We start from the raw sequence: 17,758 nt of genomic DNA on the forward strand, positions 1-17,758 counted from the left end.
GATTTATAAGCGCACGGCCTGCAGCAGACGCAGCATTTCCGCCATTCCTTTGGTAATCACTTTATCCTGACGCATGACAACCGCCAGCTGACGGTACAGCGACGGGGCCAGAGAATGTACCGTTAAGCCATAGCGATCCTCCGCCTGCTCTACCGCCATGCGGGGCACAATACTGTAGCCCAGCCCGGCCCGCACCATGCGTTTGATCGCCTCGATGCTCCCCAGCTGCATCACCGGCGTGACCGCCAGGCCCGCCGAACGGAACCAGCGGTCAATCAGATCCCGCGTGCCGCTGCCCGCCTCGAAGGCAATGAGCGGCAGCGCCTGCAGCTCCTCAGGGGTACACACCGCCGGGATCCCCGCCTCGTGGCTGGGATGGATGACCACGAACTCCTCGTCCACCACGGCGGTCACCGCGAGACTGCGTCCCTGAACGGGCAGCGTGACCAGCCCAAGATCGAGCCGGTTTTCCTCCACCGCCCGGACGACATCCAGCGTGTTGCCGGTGGTCACCCCCACCGTCAGCAGTGGGTGCTGCTGACGAAGATGCTGCAGCAGCGGCGGAAGAAGATGAATGCAGGCCGTCGCGCCGGTCCCCAGAGTCAGTGAGCCATTAACTTCCTGACTAAATGCACTGACCGACTGCACCGCGCTATTCACCGCCCGATCGATCTGCTCGCTGTGGGCCAGCAGCGCCATTCCCGCCGCCGTCGCCTTGATCCCGCGCCCGGTGCGCTCCAGCAGTCGGGTCTGTAAAAATTGCTCCAGCTGACGCACCTGCAGGCTGACGGCAGGCTGGGAGATCCCCAGCGCGTCGGCGGCGGCTGAGAAGCTGCCGCGCTGTACGACCAGCCGGAAGGTCGCCAGGTTTCCCAGGTTCAGTGTTGTCATGCAAAGTTTCTCTTATACCGCGCATAAGGTGGCCGCTCTGCCAGAACAATAGCCTGCCGGGTATGCTCAGGACAACTCTCTTAACGGAATGAAAAACCATGGGAACACCGGCTATTCCCCGACGCCTAGCCTTCACCGCGGGCGCTCAGCAACTGATCAACTGGGGTATCTCTTTTTATATGCCCGGCACCTTTGCCGGAGCTATCGCCGCCGACAAGGGATGGAGCTCGCCGCAGATCTATCTTGGCCTGACGCTTGCGATGCTGATCATGGCGGCGGTCTCCCCGCTGGTCGCCAGGCTGCTGGCTCGCTTTGGCGGACGACTGGTGGTCACCAGCGGAACCTTACTGATAGCCGCCAGTTGCGCGATGATGGCCTGGAGCCCTTCGCTGGTCGGCTGGTACGGCGCCTGGCTGCTGACCGGCGTCGGCATGCGGCTGTCGTTGTATGATGCCCTGTTCGCCGCGGTAGTGAACCTTTACGGCCAGCAGGCGCGGAAAACCATCTCTCAAATCACCCTCGCCGGCGGTCTGGCCTCTGCCCTCTTCTGGCCGCTGGGGGAGGCTTTACTCACCGTGATGTCCTGGCAGGATGCCCTGCGGGTCTATGCGCTGTTTGGCCTGCTGAGCGCATGGCTGAGTTATCAGCTGCCTCGTCAGCGGCTCGGCTCATCGACGAAAGCGAAAGCCCCAACAGCGGATGGCAATCGGCGTAACGGCATACGTTATGCGCTCTTTATTGCGCTGATCACCTTCATCTCCACCGGCACCTCCACCCATCTGCCGGAGTTTATCAGCCACTTTGGCCTGCCTGTTGCCATCGGAATGCTGTGGGGATTTGGCCAGACCGGCGCCCGGCTGGGGGAAGTGCTGGCCGGTCGACGCATCACCCCGCTCGCGCTGACGCGTTTTACCGCGCTCGCCATGCCGCTCTGTTTTCTCCTTGGTGTCAGCAGCACGGCGTATGCCGGGTGCGCAGCCGGGTTTGTGCTCGGCTATGGCGCGATAAATGGGCTGGTGACGATTGTGAAAGCGACGCTGCCGCTGGCGCTGTTTAGCGCAGAAAGCTACGCCAGCCGCACGGGTCTCCTGCTGATCCCCGGGCAACTGATGGCGGCGGCCGCCCCCTTTACCTATGCATGGCTGAACCATCGGCTGGGTATCGTGGGTGGAATGTGGATTTCCACCGGGTTAACGCTGATCGTTGCCGGACTGGCGCTGGCGATGGCGCGATCGGTGGGTAAAACAGAGCCGGACAAGCGTCCAGCCCTCTGCCCGGGTGCAAAACGTGGGCCGGCTGAACATCTGCCGGAACCATAACCGGGTACATTCACCGGGGACACAGGAAACCACCCAGTGATGGATAGCGGTGAGGGATGACGGGATTGAGGCTGGGCATAAATTAAAAAACCCTCTGTAACAACAGAGGGTTTCGTTTTATTCAACTAACGCCGGGGATTATTCCCACTCGATCGTTGCTGGCGGCTTACCGCTGATGTCATACACCACGCGGGAGATACCGTTCACTTCATTGATAATGCGGTTAGAGACGCGGCCGAGGAAATCATACGGCAGGTGCGCCCAGTGCGCGGTCATGAAGTCGATGGTTTCCACCGCACGCAGGGAAACCACCCAGTCGTATTTACGGCCATCGCCCATCACGCCGACGGAGCGAACCGGCAGGAATACAGTGAACGCCTGGCTCACTTTGTTGTACAGGTCAGCTTTGTGCAGCTCTTCGATGAAGATAGCGTCCGCGCGACGCAGCAGGTCGCAGTACTCTTTCTTCACTTCGCCCAGCACGCGCACGCCGAGGCCCGGGCCCGGGAACGGATGACGGTAGAGCATATCGTACGGCAGACCCAGCTCCAGACCGATCTTGCGCACTTCGTCTTTGAACAGCTCACGCAGCGGCTCAACCAGCCCCATCTTCATCTCTTTCGGCAGGCCGCCCACGTTGTGGTGAGATTTGATGACGTGCGCTTTACCGGTGGCGGAAGCGGCAGATTCGATAACGTCAGGATAGATGGTGCCCTGCGCCAGCCATTTGACGTCGTCCAGCTTCAGCGCTTCTTCGTCGAACACTTCCACGAAGACGCGGCCGATGATCTTACGTTTCGCTTCCGGATCGCTTTCACCTGCCAGCGCGTCGAGGAAGCGCTGCTCGCCTTCCACGTGAACGATGTTCAGGCCAAAGTGGTCGCCAAACATCTCCATCACCTGCTGGGCTTCGTTCAGACGCAGGAGACCGTTATCCACGAATACGCAGGTCAGGTTTTTGCCGATGGCGCGGTGCAGCAGCATCGCGGTCACCGAAGAGTCCACGCCGCCGGAGAGGCCGAGGATTACTTTGTCATCGCCAACCTGCTGGCGAATACGCTCAACGGCGTCGTCGATGATTTTCGCCGGGGTCCACAGCGCTTCGCACTGGCAGATGTCGCGCACGAAGCGCTCCAGCATACGCATACCCTGACGGGTGTGGGTCACTTCCGGGTGGAACTGCACGCCATAGAAGCGTTTTTCTTCGTTGGCCATAATGGCGAACGGGCAGTTGTCGGTGCTGGCGACGGTGACGAAGTCAGACGGGATGGCGGTGACTTTGTCGCCGTGGCTCATCCACACGTCCAGCAACGGTTTGCCGTCCGCGGTCAGGGAGTCTTCGATACCGCGCACCAGCGCGCTGTCGTTAACCACTTCAACCTGCGCGTAGCCAAACTCACGCTCGTTAGAGCCTTCTACATGGCCGCCCAACTGCATCGCCATGGTCTGCATACCGTAGCAGACGCCAAATACCGGCACGCCGGCTTCGAACACATACTGCGGCGCGCGCGGGCTGTTCTCTTCGGTGGTGCTTTCCGGGCCGCCGGAAAGAATGATGCCGCTTGGATTAAATTCGCGGATCTGTGCTTCCGTGACATCCCATGCCCACAGCTCACAGTAGACGCCCAGTTCACGCACGCGACGCGCCACCAGCTGAGTATACTGTGACCCGAAGTCGAGAATGAGAATGCGATGTTTATGAATGTTTTCCGTCATTGACGCTAATTCCGAGGCAAGTGAAACAGAGTAAATAAATCGCCCGACGCAAGGTCGGGCGAAGAAATCAGGAGCCCAGGCGGTAGTTCGGGGACTCTTTGGTGATGGTCACGTCGTGAACGTGGCTTTCCTGGATGCCCGCACCGCTGATGCGTACGAATTCAGCTTTGGTACGCAGCAGGTCAATAGTACCACAGCCGGTCAGACCCATACAGGAGCGCAGGCCGCCCATCTGCTGGTGAATGATCTCTTTCAGGCGGCCTTTATAGGCCACGCGGCCTTCGATACCTTCCGGCACCAGTTTGTCAGCGGCGTTATCGCTCTGGAAGTAGCGGTCAGAGGAGCCTTTCGACATCGCGCCGAGGGAACCCATCCCGCGATAGGATTTGTAAGAGCGCCCCTGATAGAGTTCGATTTCGCCCGGGGATTCTTCGGTACCGGCCAGCATGGAGCCGACCATCACTGCCGCCGCACCGGCCGCGATCGCTTTGGCGATGTCGCCGGAGAAACGGATACCGCCGTCGGCGATAACCGGAATTCCGGTGCCTTCCAGCGCTTCCACCGCGTCGGAAACGGCGGTGATCTGCGGCACGCCTACGCCGGTCACGATACGGGTAGTACAGATGGAGCCCGGGCCAATGCCTACTTTCACCGCACTGCAGCCGGCTTCCGCCAGCGCGCGCGCGCCTGCGCCAGTGGCGACGTTGCCGCCGATGATCTGCAGGTCTGGGTATTTCGCACGTGTTTCACGAATACGTTGCAGAACGCCTTCGGAGTGGCCGTGAGAGGAGTCAATCAGCAGGACGTCAACGCCCGCTGCCACCAGCGCGTCAACGCGCTCTTCGTTGCCCGCGCCGGCGCCAACCGCAGCGCCTACGCGCAGACGGCCCTGCTCATCTTTACAGGCGTTCGGTTTACGTTCCGCTTTCTGGAAGTCTTTTACGGTGATCATCCCGCGCAGGTGGAAGCTCTCATCCACAACCAGCGCTTTCTCAACGCGTTTTTCGTGCATCTTAGCGAAGACCACTTCACGGCTTTCGCCTTCACGCACGGTGACCAGACGCTCTTTCGGGGTCATATAGACGCTGACCGGCTGGTTCAGATCGGTAACGAAACGCACGTCGCGGCCGGTGATGATGCCGACCAGCTCGTTCTCTTCGGTAACCACCGGGTAGCCGGCGAAGCCGTTACGCTCGGTCAGCTCTTTCACTTCACGCAGGGTGGTGGTCGGCAGAACGGTCTGCGGGTCGGTGACCACGCCGGACTCATGTTTCTTCACGCGGCGAACTTCTTCCGCCTGGCGCTCGATGGACATGTTTTTGTGAATAAAGCCGATGCCGCCTTCCTGTGCCAGGGCAATAGCCAGACGCGCTTCCGTTACGGTATCCATGGCTGCGGAGAGCATAGGAATATTCAGACGAATGGTTTTCGTCAGCTGAGTGCTGAGATCGGCTGTATTCGGCAGAACGGTAGAATGAGCGGGAACGAGGAGGACGTCGTCAAACGTCAGGGCTTCTTTAGCGATACGTAGCATGGGCAATATCTCGACCAGGGTGGATAAATATTGCCGTGGCATTATACAGAGCGTAACCGATTGCATCTACCCTTTTTTGCAAATAATACTTGCCATCCCCTCTGAGCGCGTTACTATCGACTGAATAACCTGCTGATTTAAAGTTTGATCTTGCTCACATGTTACCCTCTCAATCCCCCGCAATTTTTACCGTAAGCCGCCTCAATCAGACGGTGCGTCTGCTGCTTGAGCGCGAAATGGGCCAGGTTTGGATCAGCGGCGAGATCTCTAACTTCAGCCAGCCTTCTTCCGGCCACTGGTACTTCACCTTAAAAGACGATAACGCCCAGGTGCGCTGCGCGATGTTCCGCAACAGCAACCGCCGGGTCACGTTCCGCCCGCAGCACGGGCAGCAGGTGCTGGTTCGCGCCAACATCACCCTGTATGAGCCGCGCGGCGACTACCAGATTATCGTTGAAAGCATGCAGCCCGCCGGCGAAGGGTTGCTGCAGCAGAAGTATGAGCAGCTGAAAACGCAGTTAACCGCGGAAGGGCTGTTCGATCAAAAACATAAGCAGGCGCTCCCCTCCCCCGCCCGCTGCGTCGGGGTCATCACCTCGAAAACCGGTGCCGCGTTGCACGATATTCTTCATGTCCTCAGGCGCCGCGACCCCGGGCTGCCGGTGATCGTCTACCCGACCGCGGTTCAGGGTGACGATGCTCCCGGGCAGATTGTGCGCGCCATCGCGCTGGCGAACGCGCGCCGGGAGTGTGACGTGCTGATTGTCGGACGCGGCGGCGGTTCGCTGGAGGATCTGTGGAGTTTTAACGATGAGCGGGTGGCGCGAGCTATCTTCGCCAGCCAGATCCCTATCGTCAGCGCCGTTGGCCATGAAACCGACGTCACTATCGCTGATTTTGTTGCCGACCTGCGCGCGCCGACCCCTTCTGCCGCCGCAGAGATCGTCAGCCGCAATCAGCAGGAGCTGCTGCGCCAGCTGCAGGCCGGGCAGCAGCGGCTGGAGATGGCGATGGACTATTTCCTCGCCAGTCGCCAGCGCCGTTTTACCCAGTTGTTCCATCGTCTGCAGCAGCAGCACCCGCAGCTGCGGCTGGCCCGCCAGCAGACCGCTCTGGAACGCCTGCGCCAGCGGATGCGCATCGCCGTGGAATCGCAGTTGAAACGCGCCGATCAGCGGCAAAAGCGTAATGTTCAGCGCCTGAATCACTACAACCCGCAGCCGCGCATCCACCGGGCTCAATCGCGCCTCCAGCAGCTGGAATACCGGCTGGCGGAAACGATGCGTGGCCGCCTCAGCGAGCGGCGTGAACGGTTTGGTCACGCGGTGACCCATCTGGAGGCGGTGAGTCCCTTAGCCACCCTGGCGCGCGGCTATAGCGTCACTTCGGTGAGCGACGGCACGGTACTAAAGCAGACAAAACAGGTCAAAACCGGCGATCTGCTCACCACCCGCCTGAAAGACGGCTGGGTCGAAAGCGAAGTGAGGCAGATTGCGCCGGTGAAAAAAACGCGGGCCAGAAAGCCATCGCCGCCTAAACCAGCGGAATAAATTCCACCCGTTTTTTCGAGATCAGGCCGTGCCCGTGCTGGCAAAAGTAATCCACCGCGCCGCACGCTTTCAGCACCTCCAGCGGCTGGTGGCATTCCGGGCAGCGCGCCTCAAGGGCAAATACCCTTTCGCACTGAGCGCAATGCGCGCTGCTGCCTTTGACATCTAACGGCGCGTGGCACAGAGGGCAATCAAGTTCCATAACCATTCCTTTCAACGTTTATCTGCATCTATTTTACCATGTTCCGGGTTTAATGAGGGCCGCGTAATTGCTGCTGCAACCTGAGCTGCCACTCCACTTCCTCAAGCCGACGCCGCGTCAGCCCGGCCACGCTTTCGGGCGCCCGGGTAAACACATTCTCCGCGCCAAGGATCTGCTCATCGAGACAGTGCGAATAGATCGCTCCGGGCCGGGTCCAGCGCTGGATCCGCTCACCGTCCTGTAGCGTCGCCACCTCGCCATCAGGGGCGCGATCGAGGGCGAGCATTCGCCCATCCCGCAGCCCTATCCGCATTCCCTTTTGCCCGCCCGCGGGACCAGCATATTTGTTAAGCCAGATATTCAGCGGGATATCGCCCAGGCGTCCCTGCAGATGCGCCTCTCCCTCGGCGGTGACCATATCCCCATGAGCAATGTCCCGGCCGAGACGGTCTTTCACCACCCGGACGGCGAGGTCCAGCGTCACATCGCCTCTGCAGCCGAGCAGGGTTTCACGCAGCATCGCCAGGACATGGGTACCGATATCGAGGATCACGCCGTCGGGATGACGCAGCTGCCGGGTATCCAGCTCGCCGGTGGCAAAGTTGAGCGCGACCGGTTCTCCGGCAGCGTTAAAGCCGCTTGGCTCCAGCAAATAGCCTTCGATCCAGACGATATCCTGCGCTGAAAGGTGCGGCGGCGGCAGGCCGCTGGCCTCCTCTTCCGCCTGCCACGGCGGAGCAAGAGCGTTCAGCGCTAACCCACGCGCCATCCAGTGGTCGAGGGCCAGCACGCGACCGGCCTCCCCGGCCGGCGCCAGCAGCGCCCGCAGCCGGGCGGCCTGCTAAAGGTTGGCCACAATCGGTTTCTCCACCACGATGCGGGGAATGGCGCTGGCTAACGCCCTCTCCAGCACAGGCAAGTGCTGGAGAGATGAGGTGGTAATGAAGAGCGTATCCAGGGGTTCGGCCAGCAGCGCCGACAGCGAATTGCGGCGCTGGATCCCCGGCAGCGCTCTGCTGCAGTCCAGGTCATAGCCCTGGCAGCTATCAATACGGTATCCCAGGCGGCGCAGCGCCGGTAAATAGGCAGTTTCTACCACCGCGCCAAGGCCGATAAAACCAATCTGCATAATAAGTCCACTTTTGAGCCGGTCTGTTCCCGGCGAAGTATCGCGGGATTATGGCGGAAAGTTTTGACTTTTACCGGCGCGGCGGCCACAAAAAACCCGCCGAAGCGGGTTTAATGATTATTTGCTTTTCTTGATATGCTTGATCAGGCGCTTACGTTTACGCATCTGGTTCGGCGTCAGGGTGTTGCGCTTATTGGCGAACGGGTTTTCCCCTTCCTTGAACTGGATACGGATTGGCGTGCCCATCACGTCCAGGGATTTACGGAAATAGTTCATCAGGTAGCGCTTGTAGGAATCCGGCAGATCCTTCACCTGGTTACCGTGGATCACCACGATAGGCGGGTTGTAGCCCCCGGCGTGGGCATATTTCAGCTTCACGCGTCGGCCGCGAACCAGCGGTGGCTGATGATCTTCCGCCGCCATGTTCATGATCCGGGTCAGCATCGCGGTGCTTACGCGGCGGGTAGCGCTATCGTAGGCTTCACGTACCGATTCAAACAGGTTGCCGACGCCGCTGCCGTGCAGGGCGGAGATGAAGTGCACCCGGGCAAAGTCGATAAAGCCCAGACGATAGTCGAGGGTCTCTTTCACCTGCTCCTTCACTTCCTGGCTCAGACCGTCCCATTTGTTGACGACGATCACCAGGGAGCGACCGCTGTTGAGGATAAAGCCCAGCAGCGACAGATCCTGATCGGAGATGCCTTCACGGGCATCAATCACCAGCAGCACGACGTTGGCGTCTTCAATCGCCTGCAGGGTCTTGATGACCGAGAATTTCTCCACCACGTCAGTAATTTTGCCGCGCTTGCGCACCCCGGCGGTATCGATGAGCACGTATTCGCGCTCGTCACGCTGCATCGGGATGTAAATGCTGTCGCGGGTAGTGCCCGGCATATCGTAAACTACCACGCGATCTTCGCCGAGGATGCGGTTGGTGAGCGTCGATTTACCGACGTTGGGACGTCCGACAATCGCCAGTTTGATCGGCAGATCCTGCGGATTGAAGTCGTCTTCCGGCTCTTCTTCCGCTACACCGTTCTGCTCAGCTTCGAATTTTGCCCAGTATTCGGCGTCTTCATCCACCTCTTCCTGCGGATTAACCTCATCTACCCATGGCAGCAGGGCCTGCTCCAGCAGGCTGGTCACACCGCGGCCGTGCGAAGCGGCAATAGGATAGATATCGCCCAGGCCAAGCGACCAGAAGTCCGCCATCGCCTGGTCGACGTCGATGCCGTCGGTTTTGTTAGCCACCAGGAAGGTGGGCTTTTCACGAGAGCGCAGGTGTTTAGCGATCGCGATGTCCGCCGGCATCAGGCCCGCGCGCGCATCGACCATAAACAGCACCACATCGGCCTCTTCGATTGCCAGCAGCGACTGCTCCGCCATCCGGGTTTCCACGCCCTCTTCCGTACCATCAATACCACCGGTATCGATACAGATGAATTCGCGGCCTTCGACTTCGGCCCGACCGTACTTACGGTCACGAGTCAGCCCCGGGAAATCCGCAACCAGCGCATCACGAGTGCGCGTCAGGCGGTTAAAGAGCGTGGATTTTCCAACGTTAGGGCGCCCGACAAGCGCGACCACAGGTATCATGTTAAATGCCTCATACAATCACTAAGCAACATCGTCATAACGACGTTTTTAAAAAAGTCAAAACGGCCCCTGTCTGCCAGGGGCCGTTTCTTAATCACTCACGACAGCGGTAATTAACGCGTAATCGCGTACAGCGTACCGTCTTTCGCCTGGATCAGCAGTCGACCATCGGCCACAACCGGGTCGGTCAGGAAGCCGGAGCTGTCCACTTTCTGCTGCGCCACAAAATGGCCATCTTCCGGGTTCACCCAGTGCATATAGCCTTCGCTATCGCCGACCACCAGATTGCCATTATACAACACCGGCGCGGTCAGCAAACGGTGCAGCAGATCGCTTTGTGTCCACAGGGTCACGCCGCCATCGGTAGTCAGCGCCAGCAGGCGGTCATTCTGGTCAACCAGATAGATACGGTTGCCATCGACGATGAAATCATTCACCGAACCCAGCTCGCGTTTCCACATAATCTGGCCGCTACGCAGATCCAGCGCGGTCAGGTTACCGTTGTAAGCCAGCGCATAGACAACGCCGTTGACGATAATCGGCGTGGTGTCGACGTCGCTCAGACGGTCGATTTCCGTCGGCCCGGTGGCCGTGGAAATACGCTGCTGCCAAATCATCTGCCCCTGCTGCATCAATACCGCGCTGACGCGGCCATTGTCGCCGCCCACGATCGCCGCGCCGTAGGCGGTGGCCGGAGCGGATTCGCCGCGCAGGGAGAGCGCAGGCATATCCAGGTTCACCGTCCATTTCACGGCGCCATCGGTCTCATTCAGCGCCTGCAGCTGGCCGTTACTGGTGTGGACCAGCACCATGCCATCGCTCACCACCGGGCGCGACAGCGCTTCGCCGGCGACGCGGGTTTGCCAGGCCACGGTACCATCGCTGGTATTCAGCGCATACAGCTGCGCTTTTTCACTGCCGATATAAACATGGCCGCCCGAGACGGTCACACCGCCGGAAAGCAGCGCCGGGGTACGCGAGAACCAGCCATCTTTCTCCGCCAGATTCACCGACCATACCTCTTTACCGTCATCGGCGTTCAGCGCTTTGACGGTGCCTTTACGGTCAGCGGCATAAACAACGCCGTCGGCGAAGGCCGGATGAAGGTTAGAGTAAAATTCGCCGATACCATCGCCAACCGAGGTGCTCCAGGACGTGGACGGCGTAAACTGGTTTTCTACCGTCGGCAGCGGTGACATTTTCACCACATCTTCTTCGCTATTAAACAGCGAACACCCGCTCAGCAAGGTAACGGAAAGCAGCCCTGGCAACAGTAATTTACGCAATTGCATCGAGTCCCTCTCAGATGGACAAATTATTCATTTTCATACGCATCATTTCGCTGAGCGCAGGAGAAGCATCGCTTTTCACGCCAGCTTCCCACGCCGCACGGGCCCCTTGCTTATCGCCTTTGCTCAACAGAATTTCGCCGCGCAAATCAGCCACAATAGCGGTCCAGCCTTCACCTTTAATGCTGTCGAGGGTTTTCAGCGCCGCATCAGCCTGCTTCATCTGCAGTTGAACGCGGGCAAGACGCATACTGATAACCGATTTCAGATTATCATCAGACGCGGCAGCCAGCCCCTGCTGAAGCTGCTTTTCGGCGTTCGGCAGATCGTTCTGTTCAACAAAATGCTGTGCCAGCTCGAGAGAAGCGAAGGCGCCGTAGGTATTTTTATTGTCAGCCGCGAACTTCTCCGCCCCTGACAGCACTTCTGGCGTATTTGATTTCAGCGCGGAAGTCGCCTGTTCGTAAGCCAGCGACGCGTCTCTGGCGGTATCCTGCTGATGGGAGGTCCAGTAGCGCCAGCCAACCAGCGCGCCAATCCCTAAAATCACCCCGACCGCCAGCGCTTTGCCGTTTTCGGCAAAGAAGCGCTTCAGCGCATCGACCTGATCGTTCTCGTTGTTAAAAGTTTCCACGCAGTCCTTCTCCTGACTAATAATTCCCGGGAGATTAACCCAGAAGTGTGCGCAAATGCGCGGCAACGCTCTCCTGCGTTACGGTAGTTTGCTCACCTGAGCGTAAATCCTTCACTACCACGTTTCCGTCAGCGATCTCTGACTCACCCAGCACCAGCGCGACGCGTGCGCCCCACTTATCAGCGCGGGCGAACTGCTTCTTAAAGTTGCCGCCGCCGTGGTTGGTCATCAGTTTCACGCCGGGTAGCGCATCGCGAACCTGCTCAGCCAGACGCATGGCGGCGGACTGAGTATCGGTTCCGGAGGCTACCAGGTATATATCGACAACAGGATCGGCTTTAAATTCCGGATTCACTGCCTGGACCAGTAAAACAAGACGTTCCAGCCCCATGGCGAAGCCCACGCCCGGGGTGGCACGACCGCCAAGCTGCTCAACCAGACCGTCGTAACGGCCGCCGGCGCAGACGGTGCCCTGGGAACCGAGACTGGTGGTCACCCACTCAAACACGGTGCGGTTATAGTAGTCGAGACCGCGCACCAGGCGCTGGTTGACGATATAGCGGATCCCGGCATCGTCAAGCAACGCGCACAGGCCGGCAAAGTGGGCTTTCGACTCTTCGTCGAGATAATCGCCGAGCGCCGGCGCGTCGTTCAGCAGCGCCTGCACGTCCGGGTTTTTGGAGTCCAGCACCCGCAGCGGGTTGGTATACATCCGGCGTTTGCTGTCTTCATCAAGCTTATCGGTAAACTGCTCGAGATAAGCCACCAGCGCGTCGCGGTAGTTGGCGCGGGCTTCCAGCGAACCGATGGAGTTCAGCTCAAGGCTAACGTGATCGGAGATGCCCAGCTCACGCCACCAGCGCGCGGTCAGCATGATCAGCTCCGCATCGATGTCCGGCCCCTGCAGGCCAAAAACTTCGGCGCCGATCTGATGGAACTGGCGGTAACGGCCTTTCTGCGGACGCTCGTGGCGGAACATCGGCCCGACGTACCACAGGCGCTGTTCTTGATTGTACAGCAGACCATGTTCGATGCCGGCTCGTACGCAGCCCGCTGTCCCTTCCGGACGCAGCGTCAGGCTGTCGCCGTTGCGGTCCTCAAAGGTGTACATCTCTTTTTCAACCACGTCGGTCACTTCGCCGATCGCGCGTTTGAATAACGGGGTCTGCTCTACAATCGGCAAACGGATTTCGCTGTAACCGTAGCTACCGAGCACCTGCTTCAGTGAGCCTTCAATGCGCTGCCAGAGAGCGGTTTCGCCCGGCAGATAATCGTTCATGCCACGGATGGCTTGAATGTTCTTTGCCACGTTTATTCTCTTTATATATACAAAAATGAACCCCGGCGCCTCGCGCCCGCAGGTTCAATCATACACGGGAAGCGTATCGCTTCCCAACACGTTATTTTGCTTCAAGCTGTTGAACGTCAATCCGACGGGCTTCATCGAGCATCGAGGCTTTGGCGCGGATCCGCGCTTCAAGCTGGTCGATCATGTCGTTGTTGTCCAGGCGATCTTTACGCACGCCGTCTTCATACAGGCCGCTTTTCTTGTTGCCGCCGGTCACCCCGAGGGTGGAAACCAGCGCTTCGCCCGGGCCGTTCACCACGCAGCCGATGATCGAAACATCCATCGGGGTGATGATATCTTCCAGACGTTGCTCCAGGGCGTTCACCGTACCGATAACGTCAAACTCCTGACGCGAACAGGTCGGGCAGGCGATGAAGTTAATACCGCGGGAACGGATACGCAGCGATTTGAGGATATCGAAGCCAACCTTGATCTCCTCCACTGGATCCGCCGCCAGCGAGACGCGCAGCGTATCGCCGATCCCTTCGGACAACAGCAGCCCAAGACCGATCGCCGATTTCACCGCGCCGCTGCGCGCACCGCCCGCTTCGGTGATCCCGAGGTGCAGCGGCTGATCGATCTGTTTCGCCAGCAGGCGATAAGACTCTACCGCCAGGAAGACGTCAGAGGCTTTAACGCTGACTTTAAACTGATCGAAGTTAAGGCGATCGAGATGATCAACGTGGCGCATAGCGGATTCGAGCAGCGCCTGCGGCGTCGGCTCGCCATATTTTTCCTGCAGATCTTTTTCCAGCGAGCCGGCGTTGACGCCAATGCGGATCGGGATGTTTTTATCCCGTGCGCAATCTACGACCATGCGGATGCGCTCTTCGTTGCCGATGTTGCCTGGGTTGATACGCAGGCAGTCGACGCCATATTCTGCGACTTTCAGCGCAATACGGTAGTCAAAGTGGATATCGGCGACCAGCGGGACGTTGACCTGCTGTTTGATCAGTTTGAACGCCTCGGCGGCGTCCATCGTCGGAACAGAGACGCGGACAATATCCGCGCCTACGCGCTCTAACGCTTTGATTTGATTTACGGTCGCAGCCACATCAGTGGTGCGCGTATTGGTCATTGACTGAACGGCGATGGGAGCCCCATCGCCAATTGGCACATTACCAACGTAAATACGTTTAGATTTTCTACGTTGAATCGGAGCCTGGTTATGCATGAAAAATCTCCCGCGTTACCCGTCTGTTACTGCGCCGGTGATGATTCGGCATTAAGGGTCAGACGCGCAACCTGGTTAGTTCTGATAAAACGACTTAAATCGACAGGCTTGCCCAGATACAGGATCTCTACCGCAGCCGGGGCGCCAATTTTCAGCTTATACGGTGCCTGACCGCTCAGGTTCAGGTTTCCGCCTTTACGCTGCAGGCCGCTGAACAATTTTTTGCCGGTGGCATCGCTCACTTCCAGCCAGCAGTCGGCGGAAAAGTTCATCACCAGATCCTGCGCCGATGCCGCCGGGTTCGTCACGTTCGCCTGATTGGTCGGCAACGGCGTGGCCGGGGTAGCCGGCGCCGTCGGGGCTGCGCCTGCGGTATCGACATTGGCCTGGGAAGGCGCGACAACGGCGTTATTGTCCGCTGGCGTCTGAGCCGGTGCGCTGGTGGTCGGGGCGCTGGCGGTATCGGTTGGCGCGCTGTTCGCAGCGCTATCGGCGGTCGGGGCTGCCGGGGCGCTGGTATCCAGCGGCACGCTCTGGCTACTGGTGTCGCCGCTGTTCAGCTCAGCGGAAGACTGATCGGCCATGGTGGAGATCTCTTCCTGCTGCGCCTTATGGTCTTGCCACCACCAGGCGCCGCTCAGGCCGATAACCACAAACAGCACCAGCCAGGTGAAGCTCATCAGCCAGCCGTCGCGTTTTTTGCGACGTTTACCTAAAGAGAAGCTCTGCATTGGCGCGACTTTCGCCGCACGGATGGGCGCTTGCTTGGCCATCATCGGCAGCAGCTCGTCTTCTGGAATATGTACGAGGCGAGCATAGGAGCGGATGTAACCGCGCAGGAAGGTGGAAGCGAGGTCGGCAGGCGCCTTATCGTCTTCAATATCACGAACCGTGGACACCTTCAGGCATAAGCGTTCTGCCACCGCTTGCTGGCTAAGTCCGAGTTGTTCGCGGGCGTGACGCAGACGCGCGCCCGTGGTGTTTGCTTCTTGATGATCTTGAGTGGCTTCAGTATTCATTCGCTACAACTACTGGTACGTGAAATTTAAAGTTCAGCGCGGGAAAAAGCCGGCGCCGCGAGACATCTGTGGTACGTCAGCCTCACAGTATAGGACTGTCAGCCGCGCGATCACAGAGACGAATCAAAATTGAATGCTAAGCGGTTGTTGTGCCGCTACATACTGCCTCAAAGTCGACAAAAACGCACCGTAATTATTAACCGAATCAGCGTATTTCGCCTGGCTATAGGTCATAAATATGGCCCGTGCCGCCTGCGCTGCACGGGCCATCATTTGTCAGACCGCTTTTACGTCAATCGCTTCGCCCTGCATCCGCTTACGCAGCGTGCGCTTGGTACGGTCGATAACATCGCCCGCCAGCTGACCGCAGGCGGCGTCGATATCGTCGCCGCGCGTTTTACGCACGATGGTCGTAAAGCCGTACTCCATCAGGACTTTGGAGAAACGGTCGATGCGGCTGTTAGAGCTGCGGCCATACGGCGCGCCCGGGAACGGGTTCCATGGGATCAAGTTGATCTTACACGGCGTATCTTTCAGCAGCGCCGCCAGTTCGTGGGCGTGCTCAGTGCCGTCGTTGACATGATCCAGCATCACGTACTCGATGGTCACCCGGCCCTGGTTGGCGTTGGACTTCGAAATATAGCCGCGCACCGAGTTGAGGAAGGTCTCGATGTTGTACTTTTTGTTGATCGGGACGATTTCGTCACGAATGGTATCGTTCGGCGCGTGCAGGGAGATCGCCAGCGCGACGTCGATCATATCGCCGAGTTTATCCAGCGCCGGCACCACGCCGGAAGTCGACAGGGTGACGCGACGTTTGGAGAGGCCAAAGCCGAAATCGTCGAGCATGATTTCCATCGCCGGAACGACGTTGTTGAGGTTCAGCAGCGGCTCGCCCATGCCCATCATCACCACGTTGGTGATCGGACGTACGCCGGTGGTCTTCACCGCGCCGACGATTTTCGCCGCGCGCCAGACCTGGCCGATAATTTCGGAAACCCGCAGGTTACGGTTAAAGCCCTGCTGGGCGGTGGAGCAGAATTTACACTCCAGCGCGCAGCCTACCTGGGAGGAGACGCACAGGGTGGCGCGGTCTTCTTCCGGGATATAGACGGTCTCGACGCGCTGATCGCCAACGGCAATCGCCCATTTGATGGTCCCGTCGGTTGAGCGTTGTTCTTCAACTACTTCCGGGGCGCGGATCTCCGCCACTTCTTTCAGTTTACTGCGCAGGACTTTGTTGATGTCAGTCATCTCATCAAAGTCGTCGCAGCAGTAGTGATACATCCATTTCATCACCTGATCGGCGCGGAAAGGCTTCTCGCCCATGTTTTTGAAAAACTCGCGCATCTGCTGACGGTTTAAATCCAGCAGGTTGATTTTGGCATCTTTGTTCGGCACCGTCAGAGCGGCGGTATCAGGCGTGACAATTTGTTCAGACATAATGTTTTCCGGCCTCGTTATTACACGTTATGGCCCCAGGTGGGTTGAAAAAGAAACGCCCCGGAGAGCGACAGCTCGTCCAGGGGCGCTATATTCTACAAATTCTGGCGCATCATTGCCACGTTTGCACAAAGCAATGATAAAAAATCTGTAACTGACTGCTCAATCCTCTAAGGCTTTTCGATTGTCGCAAGGCGGCAAGCAAGTGACAAATTCGTCGGGAACGAATTTGACCAGCCCTAGGCTGGCCTCCGGTGAGAGGCAGGAGCCTCTCATTAATCCCCGGGAGCATAGATAACTATGTGACCGGGGTGAACGCGCGCAGCCAACGCCGCGACGGTCGAAAAGACGACGAGGATTAGCGAGTGCGCGGGCAAACCTCGCCTTCAGCAAAGAAGAACGCGATTTCGCGAGCAGCGGATTCTACAGAGTCGGAACCGTGGGTGCCGTTCTCGGTGAAGCTGTCAGCGTAGTCAGCGCGCAGGGTACCCGCCAGCGCGTTTGCCGGGTTGGTCGCGCCCAGCAGGTCACGGTGACGCTGAACCGCGTTTTCGCCTTCCAGGACGGAAACCACGATCGGGCCGGAGGTCATGAACTCAACCAGACCGTCGAAGAACGGGCGACCTTCGTGCTCAGCATAGAAACCACGAGCCTGATCAACGGTCAGGTGCAGCATTTTGGTGCCGACGATTTTGAACCCTGCAGCTTCAAAGCGGGAAAAGATGCTGCCAATAACGTTTTTTGCCACCGCGTTTGGTTTGATGATGGAAAAAGTACGTTCAATAGCCATGATTACCTCTAATTAAATGTTCTGTTGTTGCACATACGATCGTATGGCCTGGCGCGCATTATAATGAGCATCCCCGCCCCTGCCTACGGATGAAGGTAACATTTTGTTAAAATAAGATGAGTAT

Annotated in this window: 13 protein-coding genes and 2 pseudogenes; 2 read left to right on the top strand and 13 right to left on the bottom strand. The window is 58.8% G+C overall.

All coding sequences use genetic code 11. The features are described from left to right. Nucleotides 1-3: 3 nt before the first annotated feature. Nucleotides 4-916 (bottom strand): annotated as a pseudogene (locus ACQUTI_RS07150) (LysR family transcriptional regulator). 73 nt (nt 917-989) lie between these two features. On the opposite strand from ACQUTI_RS07150, the gene ACQUTI_RS07155 reads away from it, so the two are divergent. After that, nucleotides 990-2,210 (top strand): MFS transporter, encoded by a 1,221-nt coding sequence (locus ACQUTI_RS07155; protein WP_017900439.1) that lies wholly within the window; start codon nt 990-992, stop codon nt 2,208-2,210. Between the two features lie 138 nt (nt 2,211-2,348). On the opposite strand, the gene guaA is transcribed toward ACQUTI_RS07155, so the two are convergent. Both guaA and guaB read right to left on the bottom strand, forming a co-directional pair. Next, nucleotides 2,349-3,926 (bottom strand): glutamine-hydrolyzing GMP synthase, encoded by a 1,578-nt coding sequence (gene guaA, locus ACQUTI_RS07160; protein WP_004201905.1) that lies wholly within the window; start codon nt 3,924-3,926, stop codon nt 2,349-2,351. A 67-nt stretch (nt 3,927-3,993) separates the two neighbouring features. Then, nucleotides 3,994-5,460, bottom strand: a complete 1,467-nt coding sequence (gene guaB / locus ACQUTI_RS07165; protein ID WP_004151980.1) for an IMP dehydrogenase — start codon at nt 5,458-5,460, stop codon at nt 3,994-3,996. Between the two features lie 158 nt (nt 5,461-5,618). Between guaB and xseA the strand changes: the two genes are divergently transcribed. Beyond that, nucleotides 5,619-7,010: an exodeoxyribonuclease VII large subunit gene (gene xseA / locus ACQUTI_RS07170; RefSeq protein ID WP_064794940.1), complete on the top strand. Its 1,392-nt coding sequence runs from the start codon at nt 5,619-5,621 to the stop codon at nt 7,008-7,010. Here the strand turns inward: xseA and ACQUTI_RS07175 are convergent. The 10 genes and pseudogenes from ACQUTI_RS07175 to ndk form a co-directional block, all read right to left on the bottom strand. Beyond that, nucleotides 6,994-7,212, bottom strand: coding sequence for a zinc ribbon domain-containing protein (locus ACQUTI_RS07175; protein ID WP_004201901.1), 219 nt, complete (start codon nt 7,210-7,212; stop codon nt 6,994-6,996). The two genes, xseA and ACQUTI_RS07175, sit on opposite strands and share 17 nt — an antisense overlap. A gap of 49 nt (nt 7,213-7,261) precedes the next feature. Then, nucleotides 7,262-8,341, bottom strand: a pseudogene (locus tag ACQUTI_RS07180) (Gfo/Idh/MocA family oxidoreductase). Between the two features lie 117 nt (nt 8,342-8,458). Further along, complete coding sequence (gene der / locus ACQUTI_RS07185; protein WP_004201897.1) at nt 8,459-9,937, bottom strand: ribosome biogenesis GTPase Der; 1,479 nt, start codon at nt 9,935-9,937, stop codon at nt 8,459-8,461. A gap of 113 nt (nt 9,938-10,050) precedes the next feature. Next, a complete protein-coding gene (bamB, locus tag ACQUTI_RS07190) occupies nt 10,051-11,229 on the bottom strand; it encodes an outer membrane protein assembly factor BamB (protein WP_004201895.1) in 1,179 nt (392 codons plus the stop codon). A gap of 10 nt (nt 11,230-11,239) precedes the next feature. Then, entirely contained in the window at nt 11,240-11,860 is a 621-nt protein-coding gene (locus tag ACQUTI_RS07195) for a YfgM family protein (protein WP_004201892.1), read from the bottom strand. A gap of 34 nt (nt 11,861-11,894) precedes the next feature. Beyond that, nucleotides 11,895-13,169: a histidine--tRNA ligase gene (gene hisS / locus ACQUTI_RS07200; RefSeq protein WP_114508347.1), complete on the bottom strand. Its 1,275-nt coding sequence runs from the start codon at nt 13,167-13,169 to the stop codon at nt 11,895-11,897. A gap of 91 nt (nt 13,170-13,260) precedes the next feature. Then, on the bottom strand, nt 13,261-14,382 hold the full coding sequence (ispG, locus tag ACQUTI_RS07205; protein WP_004201890.1) for a flavodoxin-dependent (E)-4-hydroxy-3-methylbut-2-enyl-diphosphate synthase: 1,122 nt from the start codon (nt 14,380-14,382) through the stop codon (nt 13,261-13,263). A 26-nt stretch (nt 14,383-14,408) separates the two neighbouring features. Continuing rightward, nucleotides 14,409-15,401, bottom strand: coding sequence for a cytoskeleton protein RodZ (rodZ, locus tag ACQUTI_RS07210; protein WP_017900435.1), 993 nt, complete (start codon nt 15,399-15,401; stop codon nt 14,409-14,411). A 276-nt stretch (nt 15,402-15,677) separates the two neighbouring features. Then, the gene (locus tag ACQUTI_RS07215) at nt 15,678-16,844 is read right to left on the bottom strand and encodes a bifunctional tRNA (adenosine(37)-C2)-methyltransferase TrmG/ribosomal RNA large subunit methyltransferase RlmN (RefSeq protein WP_002913894.1); all 1,167 of its coding nucleotides are present in this window, start codon (nt 16,842-16,844) and stop codon (nt 15,678-15,680) included. Nucleotides 16,845-17,202: 358 nt separating this feature from the next. Further along, nucleotides 17,203-17,634, bottom strand: coding sequence for a nucleoside-diphosphate kinase (gene ndk, locus ACQUTI_RS07220; protein ID WP_064187551.1), 432 nt, complete (start codon nt 17,632-17,634; stop codon nt 17,203-17,205). Between the last annotated feature and the right edge of the window lie 124 nt (nt 17,635-17,758).

Source organism: Klebsiella sp. 7-CIP_Kleb. (assembly GCF_050378655.1).
In the GTDB taxonomy this organism is placed as follows: domain Bacteria; phylum Pseudomonadota; class Gammaproteobacteria; order Enterobacterales; family Enterobacteriaceae; genus Klebsiella; species Klebsiella quasipneumoniae.

Bases quoted from the DNA above. Each gene is read 5' to 3' on its own strand.
- ACQUTI_RS07175 (WP_004201901.1), bottom strand. From the start codon at position 7,212: ATGGAACTTGATTGCCCTCTGTGCCACGCGCCGTTAGATGTCAAAGGC.
- bamB (WP_004201895.1), bottom strand. From the start codon at position 11,229: ATGCAATTGCGTAAATTACTGTTGCCAGGGCTGCTTTCCGTTACCTTG.
- xseA (WP_064794940.1), top strand. From the start codon at position 5,619: ATGTTACCCTCTCAATCCCCCGCAATTTTTACCGTAAGCCGCCTCAAT.
- der (WP_004201897.1), bottom strand. From the start codon at position 9,937: ATGATACCTGTGGTCGCGCTTGTCGGGCGCCCTAACGTTGGAAAATCC.
- guaB (WP_004151980.1), bottom strand. From the start codon at position 5,460: ATGCTACGTATCGCTAAAGAAGCCCTGACGTTTGACGACGTCCTCCTC.
- ndk (WP_064187551.1), bottom strand. From the start codon at position 17,634: ATGGCTATTGAACGTACTTTTTCCATCATCAAACCAAACGCGGTGGCA.
- ACQUTI_RS07155 (WP_017900439.1), top strand. From the start codon at position 990: ATGGGAACACCGGCTATTCCCCGACGCCTAGCCTTCACCGCGGGCGCT.
- ACQUTI_RS07215 (WP_002913894.1), bottom strand. From the start codon at position 16,844: ATGTCTGAACAAATTGTCACGCCTGATACCGCCGCTCTGACGGTGCCG.
- ispG (WP_004201890.1), bottom strand. From the start codon at position 14,382: ATGCATAACCAGGCTCCGATTCAACGTAGAAAATCTAAACGTATTTAC.
- guaA (WP_004201905.1), bottom strand. From the start codon at position 3,926: ATGACGGAAAACATTCATAAACATCGCATTCTCATTCTCGACTTCGGG.
- rodZ (WP_017900435.1), bottom strand. From the start codon at position 15,401: ATGAATACTGAAGCCACTCAAGATCATCAAGAAGCAAACACCACGGGC.